Origin of the sequence: Streptomyces sp. NPDC086777 (assembly GCF_040702065.1) — a bacterium.
Classification (GTDB): Bacteria; Actinomycetota; Actinomycetes; order Streptomycetales; family Streptomycetaceae; genus Streptomyces.
Window position 1 is genome coordinate 54,639 of sequence record NZ_JBFBJI010000011.1, and the last position, 17,974, is coordinate 72,612.

Consider the following 17,974-nt stretch of genomic DNA (forward strand, 5'->3'; position numbering starts at 1 on the left):
CCGGCGAGCCGTGGGCGCGCTCAGCGGGTGGTGGCCGCCGGCATGTTGTAGGGCGTGACCACCTGGATCGCCGACGGCAGGGTCGGGCCCGCCGGAGGCAGCGCGCCCTGGGCGCGCATCACCAGGTGGCACGCCTCGCGCATGTCCTGGCGCAGGTCGTGGTGGAGGACGGCGGACAGCCGGTGCTCGCGCAGCAGCCGGGTGTTGTCGTGGTCGAGGTCGTGGGCGACGAACACGGCGCACTCGCGGTCCAGGTCGGCGAAGGCACGCAGGGTGGCGATGTTCCCGCCGCCGATCGAGTAGACGGCGCGGATCTCCGGGTCGCGTTCCAGGGCGGCCCGGACCAGGTCGTACTGGGTGGCGTCCAGACCCTGCCCCTCGGCGATCTCCACCAGCGTGCGCTCGGGGTGCCGGGCCCGCATGGCGCTGCGGAAGCCCATCTCGCGCTCCTCCTCGTTGCGGAAGAAGCCGCTGCTCAGACTGGTGAGGACGTTGCCGGGCCGGTCGCCGAGCCACTGGCCCATCAGGTAGGCGGCGGTGGCGCCCGCGGCCCGGTTGTCGCTGCCGACGTAGGCCAGCCGGCCGCTGGCGGGCAGGTCGGTGACGAGGGTGACGACGGGGATGTCCGCCGACCTGAGGCGCCCCACGGCGGCGGTGATCTCGGGGACGTCCGGTGCCTTGAGGATCACGCCCTGCGAGCCGCGGCGGGCTATCCGGTCCAGCGTCCGCACCAGCTCCGCGACCGGCCCGGTCTCCCGGAAGTGGAACCGGGAGCGCACCACCGCCGGGTGCAGGGCCGGCAGCTCGGCCTCCAGGGCGCCCCGGACGGCCGTGGTGAACCGTTCGGGCGCCTGCATCACGATGTCGACCATGAAGGTGCGGCCCACCAGCCGGACCTGGGTGCGCTGCCGGTCCAGATCGGCGATGGCCCGCTCCACCTCGCGGGCGGTGCTCTCCCGGACGCCGCCCCTGCCGTTCAGGACCCGGTCCACGGTGGCCTCGCTGAGCCCTGCCTGCCGGGCGATCTCACGGATGGGGAAGGGGTGGCCCACGGGCTGCCTCCTTGAGGGGTTTTTGACGGGTCGCTGCTGGTTGTTCGAGGGGTTTGTGCTGACAAGAATGGCAGAGCCCCGCCGTGGCCGAGACCATGGCCGTGACCGAAAGCAGGACATCGATGTCCCTAGCCGCCGAACAGGGCCGCTCCTGGCTCTCTCAGCAGGACTGCGACCTCGACGCCTTCCGTGCCCTGGTCGAGCGGACCACGGACCCGGCCGGGTACCCGCACGCCTCGGCCGTCGAGGGCAACGTCCTCGTCTACGACGGCGAGCGGCTGCGCACCGCCGACGCGGACCACGGGATCCGGACCGAGCTCGTCCGCGCCCTGGCCGACGGTCCGGGCGTCGTCGTCTTCAGGGGCGCGTTCCCCGACCCGGCGGTCATCGACCGGGCCACCGCGGTGTTCGAGGCGCTCATCTCGGAGCAGCACGAGTCCGGCGCGGGGGCCGGTGACCACTTCGCGACGCCCGGGGCGAACGAGCGGGTGTGGAACGCCCTGGAGAAGGCGGCGCTCTACGACCCGGAGGCGTTCGCCGACTACTACGCCAACGACGTCGTGGCCCTGGTCTCCCGGGCCTGGCTGGGCCCCGGCTACCAGATCACCTCGCAGGTCAACGTGGTCAACCCGGGCGGGGCGGCGCAGACCGCGCACCGCGACTACCACCTGGGTTTCCTCTCCGACGAGCAGGCGGAGGCCTACCCGGCGCACGTGCACCGCCTCTCCCCCGTGCTCACCCTCCAGGGCGCGGTCGCGCACTGCGACATGCCGGTGGAGTCGGGGCCGACGATGTACCTGCCGTACTCGCAGACGTACGAGCCCGGCTACCTGGCCTGGCGGCGGCCGGAGTTCCAGGAGTACTTCAGGGCCCGCCATGTGCAGCTGGCGCTCGCGAAGGGCGACGCGGTGTTCTTCAACCCTGCGGTGTTCCACGCGGCCGGCACCAACCGGACCCTCGACGTGCGCCGGACGGCCAACCTGCTGCAGGTGTCCTCGGCGTTCGGGCGGCCCATGGAGAGCGTGGACCGGGAGGCGGTGGCCAACGCGGTCTACCCGGTGCTGCGCCGGCGCCGTTCGGAGGGAGCGGGCGAGGCGTGGCTGGAAAACGTCATCGCCGCGAGCGCCGAGGGCTACCCGTTCCCGACCAACCTCGACAGCGACCCGCCGGTCGACGGCATGGCCCCGCCCTCGCAGGCGGACCTGGTGCGGCGGGCGCTGCGGGAGGGGTGGGCGCCGCGGGTGCTGCGGGACGGGTTGCGGCACGCCGCGGTACGGCGGGAGAGCTGAGGGGCGACAGGCCGTAGTCGTCCGCGGGTTCGTCGTGGCTGGTCGCGCAGTTCCCCGCGTCCCTTACGGGGCGCCTGCCGACCGACTCTTCATCACCATCAAGGAGCAACACTCAATGCGTATCGGAATCCTCGGCCTCGGCCGTATCGGTGCTTTTCATGCCGAGACCCTCTCCGGGCTCGACGTCGTCGAGTCGCTCGTCTTCACCGATCCGTTCGCGGACGCGGCCAAGGCCGCCGCGGAGAGGTTCGGTGCCGAGGTCGTGGACTCGCCCGAGGCGCTGCTGGCGGCCGGCGTGGACGGCATCGTCGTGGCCGCCGCCACCGACGCCCACCCGGCCCTGATCCTGGCCGGGGTCGAGGCCGGTGTGCCGGTCTTCTGCGAGAAGCCGGTGGCGAAGACGATGGCCGAGGGCGTCGAGGTCCTCCAGGCCGTCCAGGGCAGGGGGGTGCCGATCCAGATCGGCTACAACCGCCGCTTCGACGCGGGCTTCGTCGCCGCACGGGCCGCCGTTCAGGCAGGCGAGCTCGGCAAGCTGCACACCGTGCGCTCCACCACCCTGGACCCGGCCCCGCCGCCGGCCGCGTACATCGCCGCCTCCGGCGGGATCTTCCGGGACTGCTCCGTGCACGACTTCGACATCATCCGCTGGGTCACCGGCCGCGAGGTCACCGAGGTGTACGCGGTCGGCGGCAACCGGGGCGCCGACTACATCAGGGAGGCCGGCGACGCCGACACCACCGGCGCGATCCTCACCCTCGACGACGGCACCATCGCGGTGGTCTCCAACTCCCGGCACAACGCCCGCGGTTACGACGTCCGCATGGAGCTGCACGGCTTCGCCGACTCCATCGCCGTCGGCCTGGAGGACAAGCTCCCGCTGCGCTCGGTGGAGCCCGGCGTGACCTTCCCGGCGGGCACCCCGCACGACTTCTTCATGGACCGGTTCACGGCGGCCTACCGCGCCGAGCTCACCGCGTTCACCGAGGTCGTGGCGGGCACCCGGCCGTCCCCGTGCACGGTCGAGGACGCGCTGGAGGCCGGCTGGATCGCCGACGCCTGCACGCTGTCCCTGCACGAGCACCGGCCGGTGACGATCGCGGAGGTCCGCGGGGCCTGACACCCGCGGACCTCCGTACGACGGCGGGGCGGGGCCGGCGGACGCCCCGCCCCGCCACTGCCGGCCCCGACCGGGACGCCGCGACGAAGGACGTCGACCGGGTGCTGCGTGCGGCCGCCGCGGCGGGTTCGGCCGGTGGTGACGACGGCGGCCGCGAACCCCGCGAGCCCGTCGTCGTAGGCCTCGCAGGGCGTCACCGACGAGATCGCCCCGGCGCCGGGCCGGCGCAACCGGCACACCATCGAGAAGGCGGCGCGGCGGACCGTCCTGGACCGCGCCGGGAAGTCCGCTCGTCCACGGCGCGGTCCGACTCCCGGCGGCGGCTCAGAGGCCGTAGCGCACCGCGAACTCGTCCGGGTCGTAGGCGTCCCGGTCCGGGTCGTGCCCGGTCGCGGGCCTGGTCTCCACCATGTCCTCGGGGCGGATCCGCTCCGGCAGCGCGCCGAACCGCTCCTTGCGTGTCACGGCCTCGGCCGCGGTCTCCTCGTGGCTCATGTTCGTCCTCCCCGTCGTAGCGGGCGTCACCCGTCGCTTGCCGAACGCGCGCGCCCCGGCGGGTGTTCCCGAACCCGCCGGGGCGCGCGGGGTCCGTGGAGTGGTCCACGGCCCGGGGAAGCGGCCGTCAGGCGCCGCAGGACCGCAGGAACCTCCGGGTGCGCACCGCGATGGGCAGCGGCTTGTCCGGCTCGCAGGGGTACATGTCCTGTTCGACGATCGCGAACAGGTCGACCCCCAGCCGCTGAGCCGCCGCCAGCACCGGGCCCAGCTCCGGCACCCCGGCCGGCGGTTCGCACATCACACCCCGGGCCACGGCGGGCCCGAACGGGATGCCCTGGGCCTGGACGTCGGCGAGGACCGCCGGGTCCACCTGCTTGAGGTGGAGGTAACCGATCCGCTCGCCGTAGGTCTCGATCAGCTTGACGCTGTCGCCGCCGCAGTAGGCGTAGTGACCGGTGTCCAGGCAGAGGTTGACCAGGTCGGTGTCGGTCGAGTCGAGGAAGCGCTCGACATGGTCCTCGGTGTCGATGTGGGTGTCGGCGTGCGGGTGGACGACGATGTCCAGGCCGTACGCCTCCTTGACCTCGTGGCCGAGCCGCTCCATGCCCTTGGTCAGGTGCGCCCACTGCTCGCCGGTCAGCTCCGGCGGCTCCAGGATCTCGGCGGTCCTGTCGTCGCGCCAGAAGGACGGGATGACCACCAGGTGCCTCGCGCCCATGGCCCGGGTGAGCGCGGCGACCTGGCTGACGTGCTCCCAGGTGGACTCCCAGACGGCGGGGCCGCGGTGCAGGCCGGTGAAGACCGTGCCCGCCGAGACCTTCAGGTCCCGCTTCGCGATCTCGTCGGTGAGGCGGGCCGGGTCGGTCGGGAGGTAGCCGTAGGGGCCGAGTTCGATCCAGGAGTAGCCGGCCTCCGCGACCTCGTCGAGGAAGCGTTCCCAGGGGACCTGCCCGGGGTCGTCCGGGAACCAGACGCCCCAGGAGTCGGGGGCCGAGCCGACCCGGATGCGGTCGAGGGGGGTGGTCATGGGGTCACGACGTCCCTTCCGGACCGGCCCCGGCGGGAGCGGCGAGGTCTTCCTCCTCGGGGAGTTCCTCGGTGTCGACCCCGCGCACCTGGGACAGCTCGTGCTTGAGGGCCGCGAGTTCGGCGCCGCCGGCCATGTGGTTGGTGAGTTCCTCCAGGGTGATGTCGCTGCGCTCGGCGGAGAGTTCGAGGGTGCCGAGGCGCAGGACGCTGAAGTGGTCGCCGACCATGTAGGCGTGGTGCGGGTTGTGGGTGATGAAGATGACGCCGAGGCCGCGTTCGCGGGCGGCGGCGATGTACTTCAGGACCACGCCGGACTGCTTGACGCCGAGGGCGGCCGTCGGCTCGTCCAGGATGAGGACGCGGGCGCCGAAGTACACGGCGCGGGCGATGGCCACGCACTGGCGCTGGCCGCCCGAGAGGGTGCCGATGGGCTGGTCGAGGTCGTCCAGGACGATGCCCATGTTGCGCAGTTCGCGGTCCGCGGTCTCCTTCATCCTGGCGATGTCGAGACGGCGCACGGGCCAGGGGCCCTTGGTCATCTCGGAACCGAGGAAGAAGTTCCGCCACACCGGCATCAGGGGGACGGTGGCGAGGTCCTGGTAGACGGTGGCGATGCCCTTGTCGAGGGCCTCGCGCGGGGTGGAGAAGCGGACCGGGGTGCCGTCGACGAGGAAGTCGCCCTCGGTGTGCTGGTGCAGCCCGGAGATGATCTTGATGAGGGTGGACTTGCCGGCGCCGTTGTCACCGAGGACGCAGGTCACCCGGTTCGGGAAGACCTTGAGGTCGACGCCGTGCAGGGCGCGGATGTTGCCGTAGGACTTGCCGGCGCCGCGCAGTTCGACGATCGGGCCGCCGTCGGCGGACGCCTCGTCCTGGAGGACGGCCCCGTGGGTTCCGGTGGTGTTGTCAGTCATCGGGTCACCTCCTGGTCGCGGTCCGCTGGACCCACAGGTTGATCATCACGGCGCCGAGGAGCATCACGCCGAGGAAGGCCTTGAACCAGTCGGGGTTCCAGCCCGCGTAGACGATGCCCTGCTGGACCATGCCGAACATGAAGGCGCCGAAGACCGGGCCGATCGCCGAACCCGCGCCGCCGGTCAGCAGGCAGCCGCCGATGACCGCGGCGGAGATGTAGATCAGCTCCTGGCCCACGCCCTCGCCGGACTGCACGGTGTTGAAGGAGAACAGCTGGTGCATGCCGACGAACCAGGCGCCGAAGCCGACCAGCATGAACAGCGAGATCTTGGTGAAGTTCACCGGGACGCCGACCGCGCGGGCGCTCTCCTTGTTGCCGCCGACCGCGAAGATCCAGTTGCCGTACCTGGTGCGCAGCAGCACCCAGGTGGCGATGGCGGCGAAGAACAGCCACCAGAAGATGGTGATCTTCACCTGGACGCCGCCGATGTCGAAGGACGACGCGAAGATCGCCTTGGCCTGTCCGAAGCCGTCCATGTTGCTGATGTCGTCGGTGGCGACGTTGCCGGTGACCAGCTTGGTCACCGCGAGGTTCACGCCCTGGAGGATCAGGAAGCTGCCCAGGGTGATCAGGAAGCTGGGCAGTCCGGTCTTGACGACGAGCCAGCCGTTGAGGAAGCCGATGCCCAGCGACACGACGAGCGCGACGATCACGCCCGCCCAGACGTTCAGGGTCAGCTGGTAGCTGAGCATGGCGGCGGTGAGGGCCGAGCTGACCACCGCGACGCCGGCGGAGAGGTCGAACTCGCCGCCGATCATCAGCAGGGCGACCGGCAGCGCCATGATGCCGATGGTCGAGGACTGGTAGAGGATGTTCGCCATCGAGCTGGCCTCGCGCACCGGTGGTGCCGCGACCAGGAAGAAGACGTAGACCGCGACGGCACCGAGGAAGACGCCGACGTCCGGCCGGGCGAGGATGCGCAGCGCCAGGGGGCGCTGCGCGGTCCGCCCGTCCTTCTCCTTCGGGCCCGGGGCCGGCGGCGTCGCCACCGCCGGCTGTGCCTGCTGACTCATACCGATCACCGGGTGCCCTTCGCGGCGAACTCGGCGACCTTGTCGACGTTGGACTTGTCGACGAAGGCCGGGCCGGTCAGCACCGGCTGCTCACCGCCGCCGCTGTAGTTGCCGTTGTTCTTGTAGAGCCACAGCGAGTCGATCGCCAGGTAGCCCTGGAGGTAGGGCTGCTGGTCCACGGCGAACTCGATGGTCCCCTTGCTGATGGCCGTGGTCAGGTCCTTGTTGAGGTCGAAGGTGGCGACCTTCGCCTTGCTGCCCCCGTCGGACACCGACTGCACGGCGATCAGCGCGATCGGGGCACCGAGCGTGACCACGTGGTCGATGGCCTTGTCCTGCGTGAGCTTGGCGGTGATCGTCGACTTGACCGCGGTCGGCGAGGTGCCGTCGACGTACAGGGTCTCCGTCGTCCCCGAGAACGTCTTCTTCACACCGTCGCAGCGCTGGGTGAGACCGACGTTGCCCTGCTCCTGGATGACACAGACGACCTTCTTCGCGCCCTCGGAGTTCAGCCGGTTGCCGAGCGCCTCGCCCGCGACCGTCTCGTCCTGGCCGAAGAACTCCAGCAGCCCGAGCTTCTTCCAGTCGCTCAGACCGGAGTTGAGGCCCACGACCGGGATCTTTGCGGCGTTGGCCTTGGCGACGACGTCCTTCATGGCGTCCGGCTTGGCGAGGGTGACGGCGATCCCGTCGACCTTCTGGTCGATCGCGTTCTGCACCAGGTTGGCCTGGTTGCCCGCGTTCGGGTCGGCGGAGTAGACGAGCTTGATGTTGTCCTTGTCGGCGGCGGCCTGGGCCCCCTTGCGGACGATGTCCCAGAAGGTGTCGCCCGGCGCCTGGTGGGTGACCAGCGCGACCGTCATGCGGGGGGTGGACGCCTTGCCGGCGGAGGCCGCCGCACCTCCCTCTTCGGACTTCTTTCCGCCGGAGCTGCTGGAGCAGCCTGCGAGGGTCAGGGCTGCCGCCGCGGCGACGGCCACGATCGGGGCCAGCCTGCGCGAACGGGACTGGGAAGAGCGGTCCATCCTGCACCTCACTGTGCGAGCGGAGAAGGCAGGGATCCGGCGGATCCCCGGGCCCGGACCGACGGAAGTGGTCCGGGTCACTGCTGTGCGTTGGGACGGGATACAAGTCCCTGCGAGGCCCGCTGTCAATACTTTGTTAAGACATCATTTCACATTCAGGTCCGAATGTAAGTACAAACCATTGACAGCGCGGCCCGCCCCGATCTACACCTGAGAGGCATCCGCCCACGTGCCTACCCGCTCCCGCCCGACGTACCCCTGACCCGGTCCGCCGACGCCCGCCCGACCCACGACACACCCCGTCCGAATGAGGTCCCCCATGAGCCAGCCGACCACCCGCCTGACCGTCGCCCAGGCGCTGGTGCGGTTCCTGTCCGCCCAGTACACCGAGCGCGACGGTGTCCGGCACCGGCTGATCGCCGGCACCTGGGGCATCTTCGGCCACGGCAACGTGGCGGGGATCGGCCAGGCCCTCCTGGAGTACGGCGACATCATGCCGTACCACCAGGGCCGCAACGAGCAGGCCATGGTGCACGCGGCCGTCGGGCACGCCCGCCAGCTGGACCGGCTCTCCGCACAGGCGGTCACCACGTCCATCGGGCCGGGCGCCACCAACCTGGTGACCGGCGCCGCCCTCGCCACCATCAACCGGCTGCCCGTCCTGCTGCTCCCCGGGGACTACTTCGCCAGCCACGCGCCCGACCCGCTGCTGCAGCAGCTGGAGCACCCGACGGAGTTCGACGTCTCCGTCAACGACACCCTGCGCCCGGTCTCCCGCTACTTCGACCGGATCACCCGCCCCGAGGCGCTGGTCCCCTCCGCGCTGAACGCGATGCGGGTGCTCGCCGACCCGGCCGAGACCGGCGCGGTCACCCTGGCCCTCCCCCAGGACGTCCAGGCGGAGGCGTACGACTGGCCCGAGGAGTTCTTCGCGGAGCGCGTGTGGCGGGTCCGGCGGCCGGCCCCGGACCCGGTGGAGCTGACGGCCGCCGTGGCCGCCGTGCGGGCCGCCAGGCGGCCGTTGATCGTGGCGGGCGGCGGAGTCCACCACAGCCGCGCGGAAGGCGCCCTGAGGGCCCTTGTGGAGGCCACGGGCATCCCCGTCGCCTCGACCCAGGCGGGCAAGGGCTCGCTGCGCCACGACCACCCGGCCGACCTCGGCGGGATCGGGCACACCGGGACCGCCGTCGCCGACGACCTGGCGCGCACCGCCGACCTGGTCATCGGCGTCGGCACCCGGTACACCGACTTCACCACGGCCTCCGGCACCCTCTTCCAGAACCCGGACGTACGGTTCCTGAACCTGAACATCACCGGCTTCGACGCCCACAAGCTGGCCGCGCGGACGGTCGTGGCGGACGCGCGGACGGCGCTGGAGGCGCTCGCCGGGGCACTGTCCGGGTACCGCGTGGACGGCGCGTACGAGGCCGGGTACCGGGCCGGCAAGGAGCGCTGGGACGCGGTCGTCGAGGCCGCCTACCGCGCCGACGACGAGGACGCCGTACCCACCCAGACCCAGGTGCTCGGGGCCCTGGACGCCGTCGTGGGCGATGACGACGTTGTCATCAACGCGGCCGGCTCGCTCCCGGGCGACCTGCACAAGCTGTGGCGGGCCCGCTCGCCACGCCAGTACCACCTGGAGTACGGCTACTCCTGCATGGGCTACGAGATCCCGGCCGGCATCGGCGTCCAGCAGGCGGCCCCGGACACGGTGGTCTGGTCGCTGGTGGGCGACGGCACCTACCTGATGATGCCGACCGAGATCGTCACCGCCGTCCAGGAGGGACTGCCCGTCAACCTGGTCCTCATCCAGAACCACGGGTACGCCTCCATCGGCGGGCTCTCCGAGACGGTCGGCGGCGAGCGGTTCGGCACCGCCTACCGCTTCCGCTCGGCCGACGGCACCTTCGGGGGCGCCCCGCTGCCGGTGGACCTCGCCGCCAACGCGGCCAGCCTCGGCATGGAGGTGCTGCGCGCGAAGACCGTGCGGGAGCTGCGCGAGGCCCTCGCGGCGGCCCGCGCGAGCGACCGGCCGACGTGCGTGTACGTGGAGACGGACCCGGCGCCGACCGCCCCCGGGGCCGAGGCCTGGTGGGACGTGCCGGTCGCCGAGACCGCCGCCCGCGAGGCCGCCGTGCACGCCCGCGAGGAGTACGACCGGCAGGTCGCCGACCGCCGCCGGCACCTGTGATCCCCCGACCCCGGAAGGAGGTGTCCCGGTGGCCCGTACCGGCGATTCCGCCCGCAGCGCGACCGTCTCGGCGCTCGACACCCTGGACTTCGCCCTGGACCGCGGCAGTCCGGTTCCGCTCTACTACCAGCTCGCCCGGCAGCTGGAGGAGGCCATAGAGCACGGGGTGCTTGCCCCGGGCAACCTCCTGGGCAACGAGATCGACCTGTCCGTGCGGCTCGGGCTGTCCCGGCCCACGGTCCGCCAGGCCATCCAGTCGCTGGTCGACAAGGGCCTCCTCGTGCGCCGCCGGGGCGTGGGCACCCAGGTGGTGCACAGTCAGGTCAAGCGGCCGCTGGAGCTGAGCAGCCTCTACGACGACCTGGAGTCGGCCGGACAGGGCCCGACCACCCGGGTGCTGCGCAACGAGCGGATCCCGGCGAGCGCCGAGGTGGCCGCCGCGCTCGGCATCGCAGAGGGCGCGGAGGTCGTCGTCCTGGAGCGGCTGCGCTGCACGCACGGCCAGCCGGTGGCGTTCCTGTGCAACTACCTGCCCGCTGCCCTGATCGAACTCGACACGGAGCGGCTGGAGTCGACCGGCCTGTACCGGATGATGCGCACGGCGGGCATCACCCTGCACAGCGCCCGGCAGACGGTGGGCGCCCGCAGCGCCACCGCCGAGGAGGCCGTGCGGCTGGACGAGAAGGAGGGCGCCGCCCTGCTGACGATGCAGCGGACCGCGTACGACGACACCGGGCGGCCGGTGGAGTACGGCAGCCACGTCTACCGGGCGTCCCGGTACGCCTTCGACTTCCAGCTGCTGGTACGGCCCTAGGACACGCCGTGCCCGGGCGGTTGCTGCGGGTTTATCCGCCGGTCCCGTCGGCCGAAACCAACACGCCCGCACACGAGCCCCCACGGAGTTTGCCCCGAGGGGGCTCCATCGTCCCGCTTTGTTCAACAAACCGGCAGGCAACCATGTCGATTACGTTTCGGGCAAGAGACGGGCGAGAGAGCCGCAGGCTATTGACGCATGAGCGGACAAGCGGCTGTTATTGCGCCCACGATGTTCGGCCGAGTTGGTTTCTGATCGGTTTCGGGACCTTTCGAAGATCAACTCTTCCCCTTGCCGAACCCTGTTACTACAGGAGCCGCCATGCGCATCTCCCCGTCCGGTCTTCACGTGCCGGGTCCGAGCCGCCGTAACGTCCTGCGCGGTGCCGGTTCGGCCGCCCTCCTCGCGGGCGCCGGCATACCCCTGCTCTCCGCATGCGGCGGCAGCGGGTCCTCCTCCGACCCGAAGACCGTCAGCCTCGGCTCCAACTCGTCCGACGCCGTGCCGAAGAAGGCCTTCGCGGAGATCTACGCCGCCTTCACCAAGCAGTCCGGCATCAAGGTCGACGTCAACACGAAGGACCACAACACCTTCCAGGAGCAGATCAACTCCTACCTGCAGGGTACGCCGGACGACGTGTTCACCTGGTTCGCCGGTTACCGCATGCAGTTCTTCGCGGCCAAGAACCTGGCCTCGCCGATCGACGACGTGTGGGCGAAGATCGGGGACAACTTCCCCGACGCGATGAAGCAGCTCAGCAAGGGCGAGGACGGCAAGTACTACTTCGTCCCGCTGTACACGTACCCGTGGGCGATCTTCTACCGCAAGAGCCTCTTCCAGGCCAAGGGTTACGAAGTCCCCACCACCTGGGACGCGTTCGTCGCCCTGTGCAAGAAGATGAAGAACGACGGCCTGGTCCCGATCGCGTTCGGCGACAAGGACGCCTGGCCGGCGATGGGCACCTTCGACCAGATCAACTTCCGCCTCAACGGCTACGACTTCCACAAGTCCCTGATGGCGGGCAAGGAGGCGTGGACCGACCCCAAGGTCAAGGCCGTCTTCGACCACTGGGCCGAGATCCTCCCCTACCACCAGGACGGCTTCATGGGCCGCACCTGGCAGGACGCCGCACAGTCCCTGGTGTCCAAGAAGGCCGGCATGTACGTCCTCGGCTCCTTCGTGGCCCAGCAGTTCACCAACAAGGCGGACCTGGACGACCTCGACTTCTTCGCCTTCCCGGAGCTCAACTCCGCGTACGGCCAGGACACCGTCGAAGCGCCCACCGACGGCTTCATGGTCAGCAAGTCCCCCAAGAACCACGACGGTGTCGTCAAGCTCATGGAGTACCTGGGCACCCCCGAGGCCGAGCAGATCTACCTCAAGGCCGACTCCAGCGTGGTGGCCGCCTCCAGCAAGGCCGACACCTCGTCGTACACCGCGCTGCAGAAGAAGGCGTACACGATGATCAGCGGCGCCAAGAACCTCACCCAGTTCATGGACCGCGACTCGCGTCCGGACTTCACCTCCACGGTGATGCAGCCCGGTCTGCAGAAGTTCCTGCAGAACCCGAAGGGGATCGACAGCCTGCTCTCGTCCATCGAGCGCCAGAAGAAGACGATCTTCGCGTCCGAGTGAGCTCCCGAATGTCGACCGACACCCCCACGAAGTCCCAGGAGGCGGCCGCCGTGCCGCCTCCTGGGCGCGCGTCCGAGAAGAAGCGGATCCGGCAGGGCCACAAGCGCCTGCTGACCCGCCGTGACCGGATCACCCTCGCCTTCATGGCGGGCGTGCCGACGATCCTCCATGTACTCCTGGTCTGGGTGACCGCCCTGGCCTCGATCCTGCTCGCCTTCACCTCCTGGGACGGCATCGGCTTCGACTCCATCAAGTGGGTCGGATTCGACAACTTCCATCAACTCTTCGCCGACAACCCGCAGTTCTGGCCGGCCGTCGAGCACAACGTCATCTGGTTCGTGGTGCTCATCCTGATCCCGACGCCGTTCGGCCTGTTCCTGGCCGTGCAGCTGGACAAGAAGATCCGGTTCAGCCGGGTCTACCAGACGGCGTTCTTCCTGCCCGTCGTCATCTCCCTGGCGTGCATCGGGTTCGTCTGGCAGCTGATCTACAACCCGGACACGGGTCTGATCAACAGCATCATCGGCGCCAACAAGCCGGGCCACTACATCGACTGGATCGGTGACCCGAACCTCAACCTGTGGGCGGTCCTGGTCGCCGCGTCCTGGCGGCACACCGGCTACATGATGATCCTTTACCTGGCCGGCCTGAAGAGCGTCGACCCGTCGCTGCGGGAGGCCTCGGCCCTCGACGGCGCCAACGAGTGGCAGACGTTCAAGAACGTCATCTTCCCGACGCTGCGGCCGACCAACACCATCGTCCTGGTCGTGACCATCATCGAGGCACTGCGCGCCTTCGACCTGGTCTTCGTCTTCAACAAGGGCGCCCAGGGTACCGAGTTGCTCTCCATCCTGGTGACCAACAACATCATCGGCGAGTCCAGCCGCATCGGTTACGGCTCGGCGATCGCGGTGGTGCTGCTGTTCATCTCGCTGATCGTGATCATTCCCTACCTGATCGCGACCTTCCGGAAGGAGCGCCGCGCATGAGCACCGTGAGCAGTGCGCTGCCCAAGCAGCGCAACCCGATCCGCCCGGCCCGCGTGCTGCTGCACGTGTTCCTGGCGGTCACGGCCCTGGCATGGCTCGCCCCGTTGCTGTGGGCGATCTTCTCGGCGCTGCGCCCGTACAGCGAGACCAGCGACCGCGGTTACGTGTCCTGGCCGCACACGCTGAACCTCGACAACTTCAAAAACGCGTTCGAGCAGTCGGACATGACCCACTACTTCATGAACACGCTGGTCATCGCGGTCCCGGCCGTGCTGCTCACGCTGTTCCTGTCGTCCATGGTCGCGTTCTACGTGGCCCGGTTCGACTTCCGGGTCAACCTGTTCCTGCTGCTGGTCTTCACGGCCGGCAACCTGCTGCCGCAGCAGGTCATCATCACCCCGCTGTACCGGATGTACCTGCTGACGAACCTGCCGGGGATCACGCAGAGCGGCAAGCTGTACGACTCGGCGCTCGGCCTGGTGCTGATCCACGTGGCGTTCCAGTCCGGGTTCTGCGCGTTCGTGCTCTCGAACTACATGCGTTCGCTGCCGCACGAGCTGACCGAGGCCGCGCTGGTGGACGGTGCCTCGGTGTGGCGGCTGTACTGGCAGATCACGCTGCCGCTGTGCAAGCCGGCGATGGCGGCCCTGGCGACCCTGTTGTCGATCTGGATCTACAACGACTTCTTCTGGGCGCTGGTGCTGATCTCGACCGGTGAGAATATGCCGATCACGTCGGCGCTGAACAACCTCTCCGGCCAGTACTTCACCGACCCGAACCTGGTCGCCGCCGGTTCCCTGCTGACCGCGATCCCGACGCTGCTCGTGTACTTCGCGCTCCAGAAGCAGTTCGTCAGCGGTCTGACCCTGGGCTCCGCCAAGGGCTGATCCGGCCCCGTCCGAAAGAGAACCCCGTGCACAACCCGTTCACCCCGGTCGCCTCGGTGCCCGTGGACACGCGTACCGCCCGTGTCCACGAGGAGGGCTGGCAGTCCTGGTCGCCCAGCGGCGCCTACGCCCTCGGGGCGGCCCCGTACCGCCCGGCGAACGCCAACTGGGCGACCGTGTGCTACCGCCCCGGCCGTACCGTCCCCGCCGGGGCCTTCCAGGGCGAGGGACTGCTGGCGCTCGACCCGGGCGACGGCTCCCCGGTGCGGCTCTGGGCGGCGGCCGACCCGTTGCACGAGGTGCCGTCGGTCCGGCTGACCGTGGCGGGCGGGGTCGCCGAGGTCGAGGCCGACGGCCCGGTCAAGGAGTGGACCGGCGCGGGCATCCAGTCCGTGCTGGGCGAGTGGGCCGGCGCGCTGGCCGTGCCGGCGCCCCGCCCGGCGCCCACCGTCTGGTGCTCCTGGTACGAGTACTTCACGGCCGTCACCGAGGACGACATCCACGAGAACCTGCGGGCGATGGACACCCTCGACCTGCCGATCGACGTGGTGCAGATCGACGACGGCCACCAGAGCGCGCTGGGCGACTGGCTGACCCTCTCCGGCCGCTTCCGCTCCCGGCGGGGCATCGCGGACGCCATCCGCGCCCGCGGCCGCCGGGCGGGCATCTGGACGGCACCCTTCCTGGTCGACCCGGCGAGCGACCTCGCCGAGACGTACCCGGACTGGCTGGTCCGCGACCCCGAGGGCCGACCGCTGCGCGCGGGCCGCAACTGGGGTCACGTGCTGTACGTCCTGGACACCACCCACCCGGCCGCCGCGGCCTACCTCACCGACGTCTTCGCGACGCTGCGCGCGGAGGGCTACGACTACTTCAAGACCGACTTCCTCTACGCGGGCGCGATGGACGGCGTACGGCACTCGGGCGCGGACGCGCTGACCGCGTACCGGCTGGGCGTCGGGCTGATCCGGGAGGCGATCGGCGCGGACGCGTACCTGGTGGGCTGCGGCGCGCCGATGCTGCCCTCCATCGGCCTGTTCGACGCCATGCGGGTCAGCCCGGACACGGCTCCGCACCGCCGCCCCGAAGCCGACGACTTCAGCCAGCCCGGCCAGGATCCCGCCGAGTTCACCGGCGTCGGCCGCCAGTGGCAGCACGGCCGCCTCTGGGTCAACGACCCCGACTGCCTGCTGGCCCGCCCCGCCGTGGAGACCCGTGCGCGCTGGGCGGCGCACGTGGCGGCGGTCGGCGGTCTGGTCGCCACCAGCGACCGGCTGCTCTCCCTCGACCAGTGGGGCGTGGAGACAACCCGCCGCCTTCTCACCGGAGTTACCGGAGCCAACCGATGAACGACCGCACCCTCTCCGTCCCCGGCATCGTCTACGGCGGCGACTACAACCCCGAGCAGTGGCCCGAGGAGGTGTGGGCCGAGGACGTCCGCCTGATGCGCGAGGCGGGCGTGAACATGGTCAGCGTCGGCATCTTCTCGTGGGCGCTGCTGGAGCCGTCCGAGGGCGTCTTCGACTTCTCGCGCATGGACCGGATCCTCGGCCTGCTGCACGACAACGGCATCGCCGCCGATCTGGCCACCCCGACGGCCGCCCCGCCGGCCTGGTTCTTCCGCGCCCACCCCGAGGCGCTGCCGGTGGACCACGACGGCCGCGCCCTGTCCTACGGCAGCCGCCAGACGTTCTGCCCGAGCAGCCCCGCCTACCGCGAGGCCGCACTGCGCATCACCGGCGCGATCGCCGACCGGTACGCGGGCCACCCGGCCGTCCGGATGTGGCACGTCCACAACGAGTACGGCTGCCACAACGCGGCCTGCTACTGCGACACCAGCGCCGCCTCCTTCCGCCGCTGGCTGCGGGCCCGGTACGGCGACGACCTGGCGGCGCTCAACGACGCCTGGGGCACGACCTTCTGGAGCCAGTGGTACTACGACTGGGACGAGGTCCTGCCGCCCCGCGCGACCGGTGCCGTGCCCAACCCGACGCACCAGCTGGACTGGCGGCGGTTCTGCTCCGACGAGCTGCTCTCCCTGTACACGGCGGAGCGCGACGTCCTCAGGCTGGCGGCGCCCGCCGTCCCGGCCACCACCAACTTCATGGTGATGTTCAACTTCGACGCCCTCGACTACTGGCGCTGGGCACCGGAGCTGGACGTGGTGGCCAACGACCACTACCTGCGGTCCACGGACCCGGAGTCGCAGATCGACATCGCGCTGAGCGGCGATCTGATGCGCTCGCTGGCGGGCGGTCCGTGGCTGCTGATGGAGCACTCGACCGGCGCCGTGAACTGGCAGCCCGTCAACCGGGCCAAGATCGCGGGCGAGTTGCGCCGCAACGCGCTCGCGCACGTGGCGCACGGCGCCGACGGCATCTGCTACTTCCAGTGGCGGGCGGCGAAGACGGGCGCCGAGCAGTGGCACTCGGCGATGCTGCCGCACGCCGGGACCGACAGCCAGATCTGGCGGGACGTGGTCCGGCTGGGCGCGGACCTCCGGGCACTCGCCGAGGTGCGCGGCAGCACCGGCACCGCCGATGTGGCCGTCGTCTGGGACTGGGACGCCCGGTGGGCCGTGGAACTGCCCTCGCAGCCGAGCGGGCGGCTGCGCTATCTGGACGTCGTCCGCGCCTGGTACGAGCCGCTGTGGCGGGCCGGCGTGGCGGTGGACTTCGTCCGCCCGGACGCCGACCTGTCGGCGTACAAGGTGGTGCTGGCCCCGAGCCTCTACCTGGTGGACGACACGGGCACCGCGAACCTGACCGCCTTCGCGGAGGCCGGCGGCACCCTCGCCGTCGGCTTCCACAGCGGCGCGGTGGACGAGAACTGCCATGTCCGGCTGGGCGGTTACCCGGGCGCCTTCCGGGAGCTGCTGGGCGTCTCCACGGACGAGCTGTTCCCACTGCTGCCCGAGGAACGGGTGACACTGAGCGAGGGCGGCCAGGGCTCGCTCTGGTCGGAGCGGGTACGGCTCGCGGGCGCGGAAGCGGTCACCTCGTACGCCGACGGTCCGCTCACCGGGGTGCCTGCCGTGACCCGGCACGGCTACGGCGCGGGCGCCGCGTGGTACGTGGCGACGCTCCCGGACGCCGACACCCTGGCGGGGCTGCTCGGCCGGATCCGCGCGGAGGCGGGCGTGGCCGCGGGCCGTACCGCCCCGGCCGGGGTGGAGGTCGCCGTGCGGCGCGGGGCGGACGCGGACTACGTGTTCGTGATCGACCACACCGGCGCGGGAGCCGAAGTCCCGGTCGCGGCGGGGTCGGTGGAGCTGCTGTCCGGGAAGCCGGCCGACGGGACGGTCTCCGTGGCGCCGGGCGAGGTCGCCGTCGTGCGGGAGCCGCGGCGGGACGCATAGCCGCCGGGGGCGGTGCGGCCGTTCGGCGGCCGCGGGTCCGTCGTGGCTTGTCGCGCAGTTCCCCGCGCCCCTGAAAGGGCGCGTTGTGGCCGGCGACT

Annotated in this window: 15 protein-coding genes; 9 read left to right on the forward strand and 6 right to left on the reverse strand. The window is 70.8% G+C overall.

Features of this window, described 5'->3' with window-relative positions:
* Positions 1-20: 20 nt before the first annotated feature.
* Positions 21-1,052, reverse strand: a complete 1,032-nt coding sequence (locus AB0472_RS17470) for a LacI family DNA-binding transcriptional regulator (RefSeq protein WP_366357330.1) — start codon at positions 1,050-1,052, stop codon at positions 21-23.
* A gap of 122 nt (positions 1,053-1,174) precedes the next feature.
* Between AB0472_RS17470 and AB0472_RS17475 the strand changes: the two genes are divergently transcribed.
* Together AB0472_RS17475 and AB0472_RS17480 are read left to right on the forward strand one after the other, a co-directional pair.
* Positions 1,175-2,341, forward strand: a complete 1,167-nt coding sequence (locus AB0472_RS17475; RefSeq protein ID WP_366357331.1) for a phytanoyl-CoA dioxygenase family protein — start codon at positions 1,175-1,177, stop codon at positions 2,339-2,341.
* Between the two features lie 115 nt (positions 2,342-2,456).
* On the forward strand, positions 2,457-3,461 hold the full coding sequence (locus AB0472_RS17480; RefSeq protein ID WP_366357332.1) for a Gfo/Idh/MocA family oxidoreductase: 1,005 nt from the start codon (positions 2,457-2,459) through the stop codon (positions 3,459-3,461).
* Positions 3,462-3,785: 324 nt separating this feature from the next.
* On the opposite strand, the gene AB0472_RS17485 is transcribed toward AB0472_RS17480, so the two are convergent.
* The 5 genes from AB0472_RS17485 to AB0472_RS17505 form a co-directional block, all read right to left on the reverse strand.
* Complete coding sequence (locus AB0472_RS17485; RefSeq protein WP_366357333.1) at positions 3,786-3,956, reverse strand: hypothetical protein; 171 nt, start codon at positions 3,954-3,956, stop codon at positions 3,786-3,788.
* A gap of 127 nt (positions 3,957-4,083) precedes the next feature.
* Positions 4,084-4,986 (reverse strand): sugar phosphate isomerase/epimerase, encoded by a 903-nt coding sequence (locus tag AB0472_RS17490; RefSeq protein ID WP_366357334.1) that lies wholly within the window; start codon positions 4,984-4,986, stop codon positions 4,084-4,086.
* Positions 4,987-4,990: 4 nt separating this feature from the next.
* Positions 4,991-5,902 carry an ATP-binding cassette domain-containing protein gene (locus AB0472_RS17495; RefSeq protein WP_366357335.1) on the reverse strand — a complete coding sequence of 304 codons (912 nt, stop codon included), beginning with the start codon at positions 5,900-5,902 and terminating at the stop codon, positions 4,991-4,993.
* A gap of 4 nt (positions 5,903-5,906) precedes the next feature.
* Complete coding sequence (locus AB0472_RS17500) at positions 5,907-6,983, reverse strand: ABC transporter permease (protein WP_366357492.1); 1,077 nt, start codon at positions 6,981-6,983, stop codon at positions 5,907-5,909.
* Positions 6,983-8,002, reverse strand: coding sequence for a sugar ABC transporter substrate-binding protein (locus AB0472_RS17505; RefSeq protein WP_366357336.1), 1,020 nt, complete (start codon positions 8,000-8,002; stop codon positions 6,983-6,985). The genes AB0472_RS17500 and AB0472_RS17505 overlap by 1 nt, the downstream gene beginning before the upstream one ends.
* 319 nt (positions 8,003-8,321) lie before the next feature.
* Between AB0472_RS17505 and iolD the strand changes: the two genes are divergently transcribed.
* The 7 genes from iolD (at position 8,322) to AB0472_RS17540 (ending at position 17,876) form a co-directional block, all read left to right on the forward strand.
* Positions 8,322-10,193 carry a 3D-(3,5/4)-trihydroxycyclohexane-1,2-dione acylhydrolase (decyclizing) gene (gene iolD / locus AB0472_RS17510; protein WP_366357337.1) on the forward strand — a complete coding sequence of 624 codons (1,872 nt, stop codon included), beginning with the start codon at positions 8,322-8,324 and terminating at the stop codon, positions 10,191-10,193.
* A 28-nt stretch (positions 10,194-10,221) separates the two neighbouring features.
* Positions 10,222-11,007 carry a GntR family transcriptional regulator gene (locus AB0472_RS17515; RefSeq protein ID WP_366357338.1) on the forward strand — a complete coding sequence of 262 codons (786 nt, stop codon included), beginning with the start codon at positions 10,222-10,224 and terminating at the stop codon, positions 11,005-11,007.
* A gap of 321 nt (positions 11,008-11,328) precedes the next feature.
* Positions 11,329-12,642: a carbohydrate ABC transporter substrate-binding protein gene (locus tag AB0472_RS17520; protein WP_366357339.1), complete on the forward strand. Its 1,314-nt coding sequence runs from the start codon at positions 11,329-11,331 to the stop codon at positions 12,640-12,642.
* 8 nt (positions 12,643-12,650) lie between these two features.
* Complete coding sequence (locus tag AB0472_RS17525) at positions 12,651-13,631, forward strand: sugar ABC transporter permease (RefSeq protein ID WP_366357340.1); 981 nt, start codon at positions 12,651-12,653, stop codon at positions 13,629-13,631.
* Positions 13,628-14,518 carry a carbohydrate ABC transporter permease gene (locus AB0472_RS17530; RefSeq protein WP_366357341.1) on the forward strand — a complete coding sequence of 297 codons (891 nt, stop codon included), beginning with the start codon at positions 13,628-13,630 and terminating at the stop codon, positions 14,516-14,518. The genes AB0472_RS17525 and AB0472_RS17530 overlap by 4 nt, the downstream gene beginning before the upstream one ends.
* A 26-nt stretch (positions 14,519-14,544) precedes the next feature.
* Entirely contained in the window at positions 14,545-15,867 is a 1,323-nt protein-coding gene (locus AB0472_RS17535) for a glycoside hydrolase family 36 protein (protein WP_366357342.1), read from the forward strand.
* Positions 15,864-17,876, forward strand: a complete 2,013-nt coding sequence (locus tag AB0472_RS17540) for a beta-galactosidase (protein ID WP_366357343.1) — start codon at positions 15,864-15,866, stop codon at positions 17,874-17,876. Before AB0472_RS17535 ends, AB0472_RS17540 begins: the two co-directional genes overlap by 4 nt.
* Positions 17,877-17,974 lie beyond the last annotated feature (98 nt).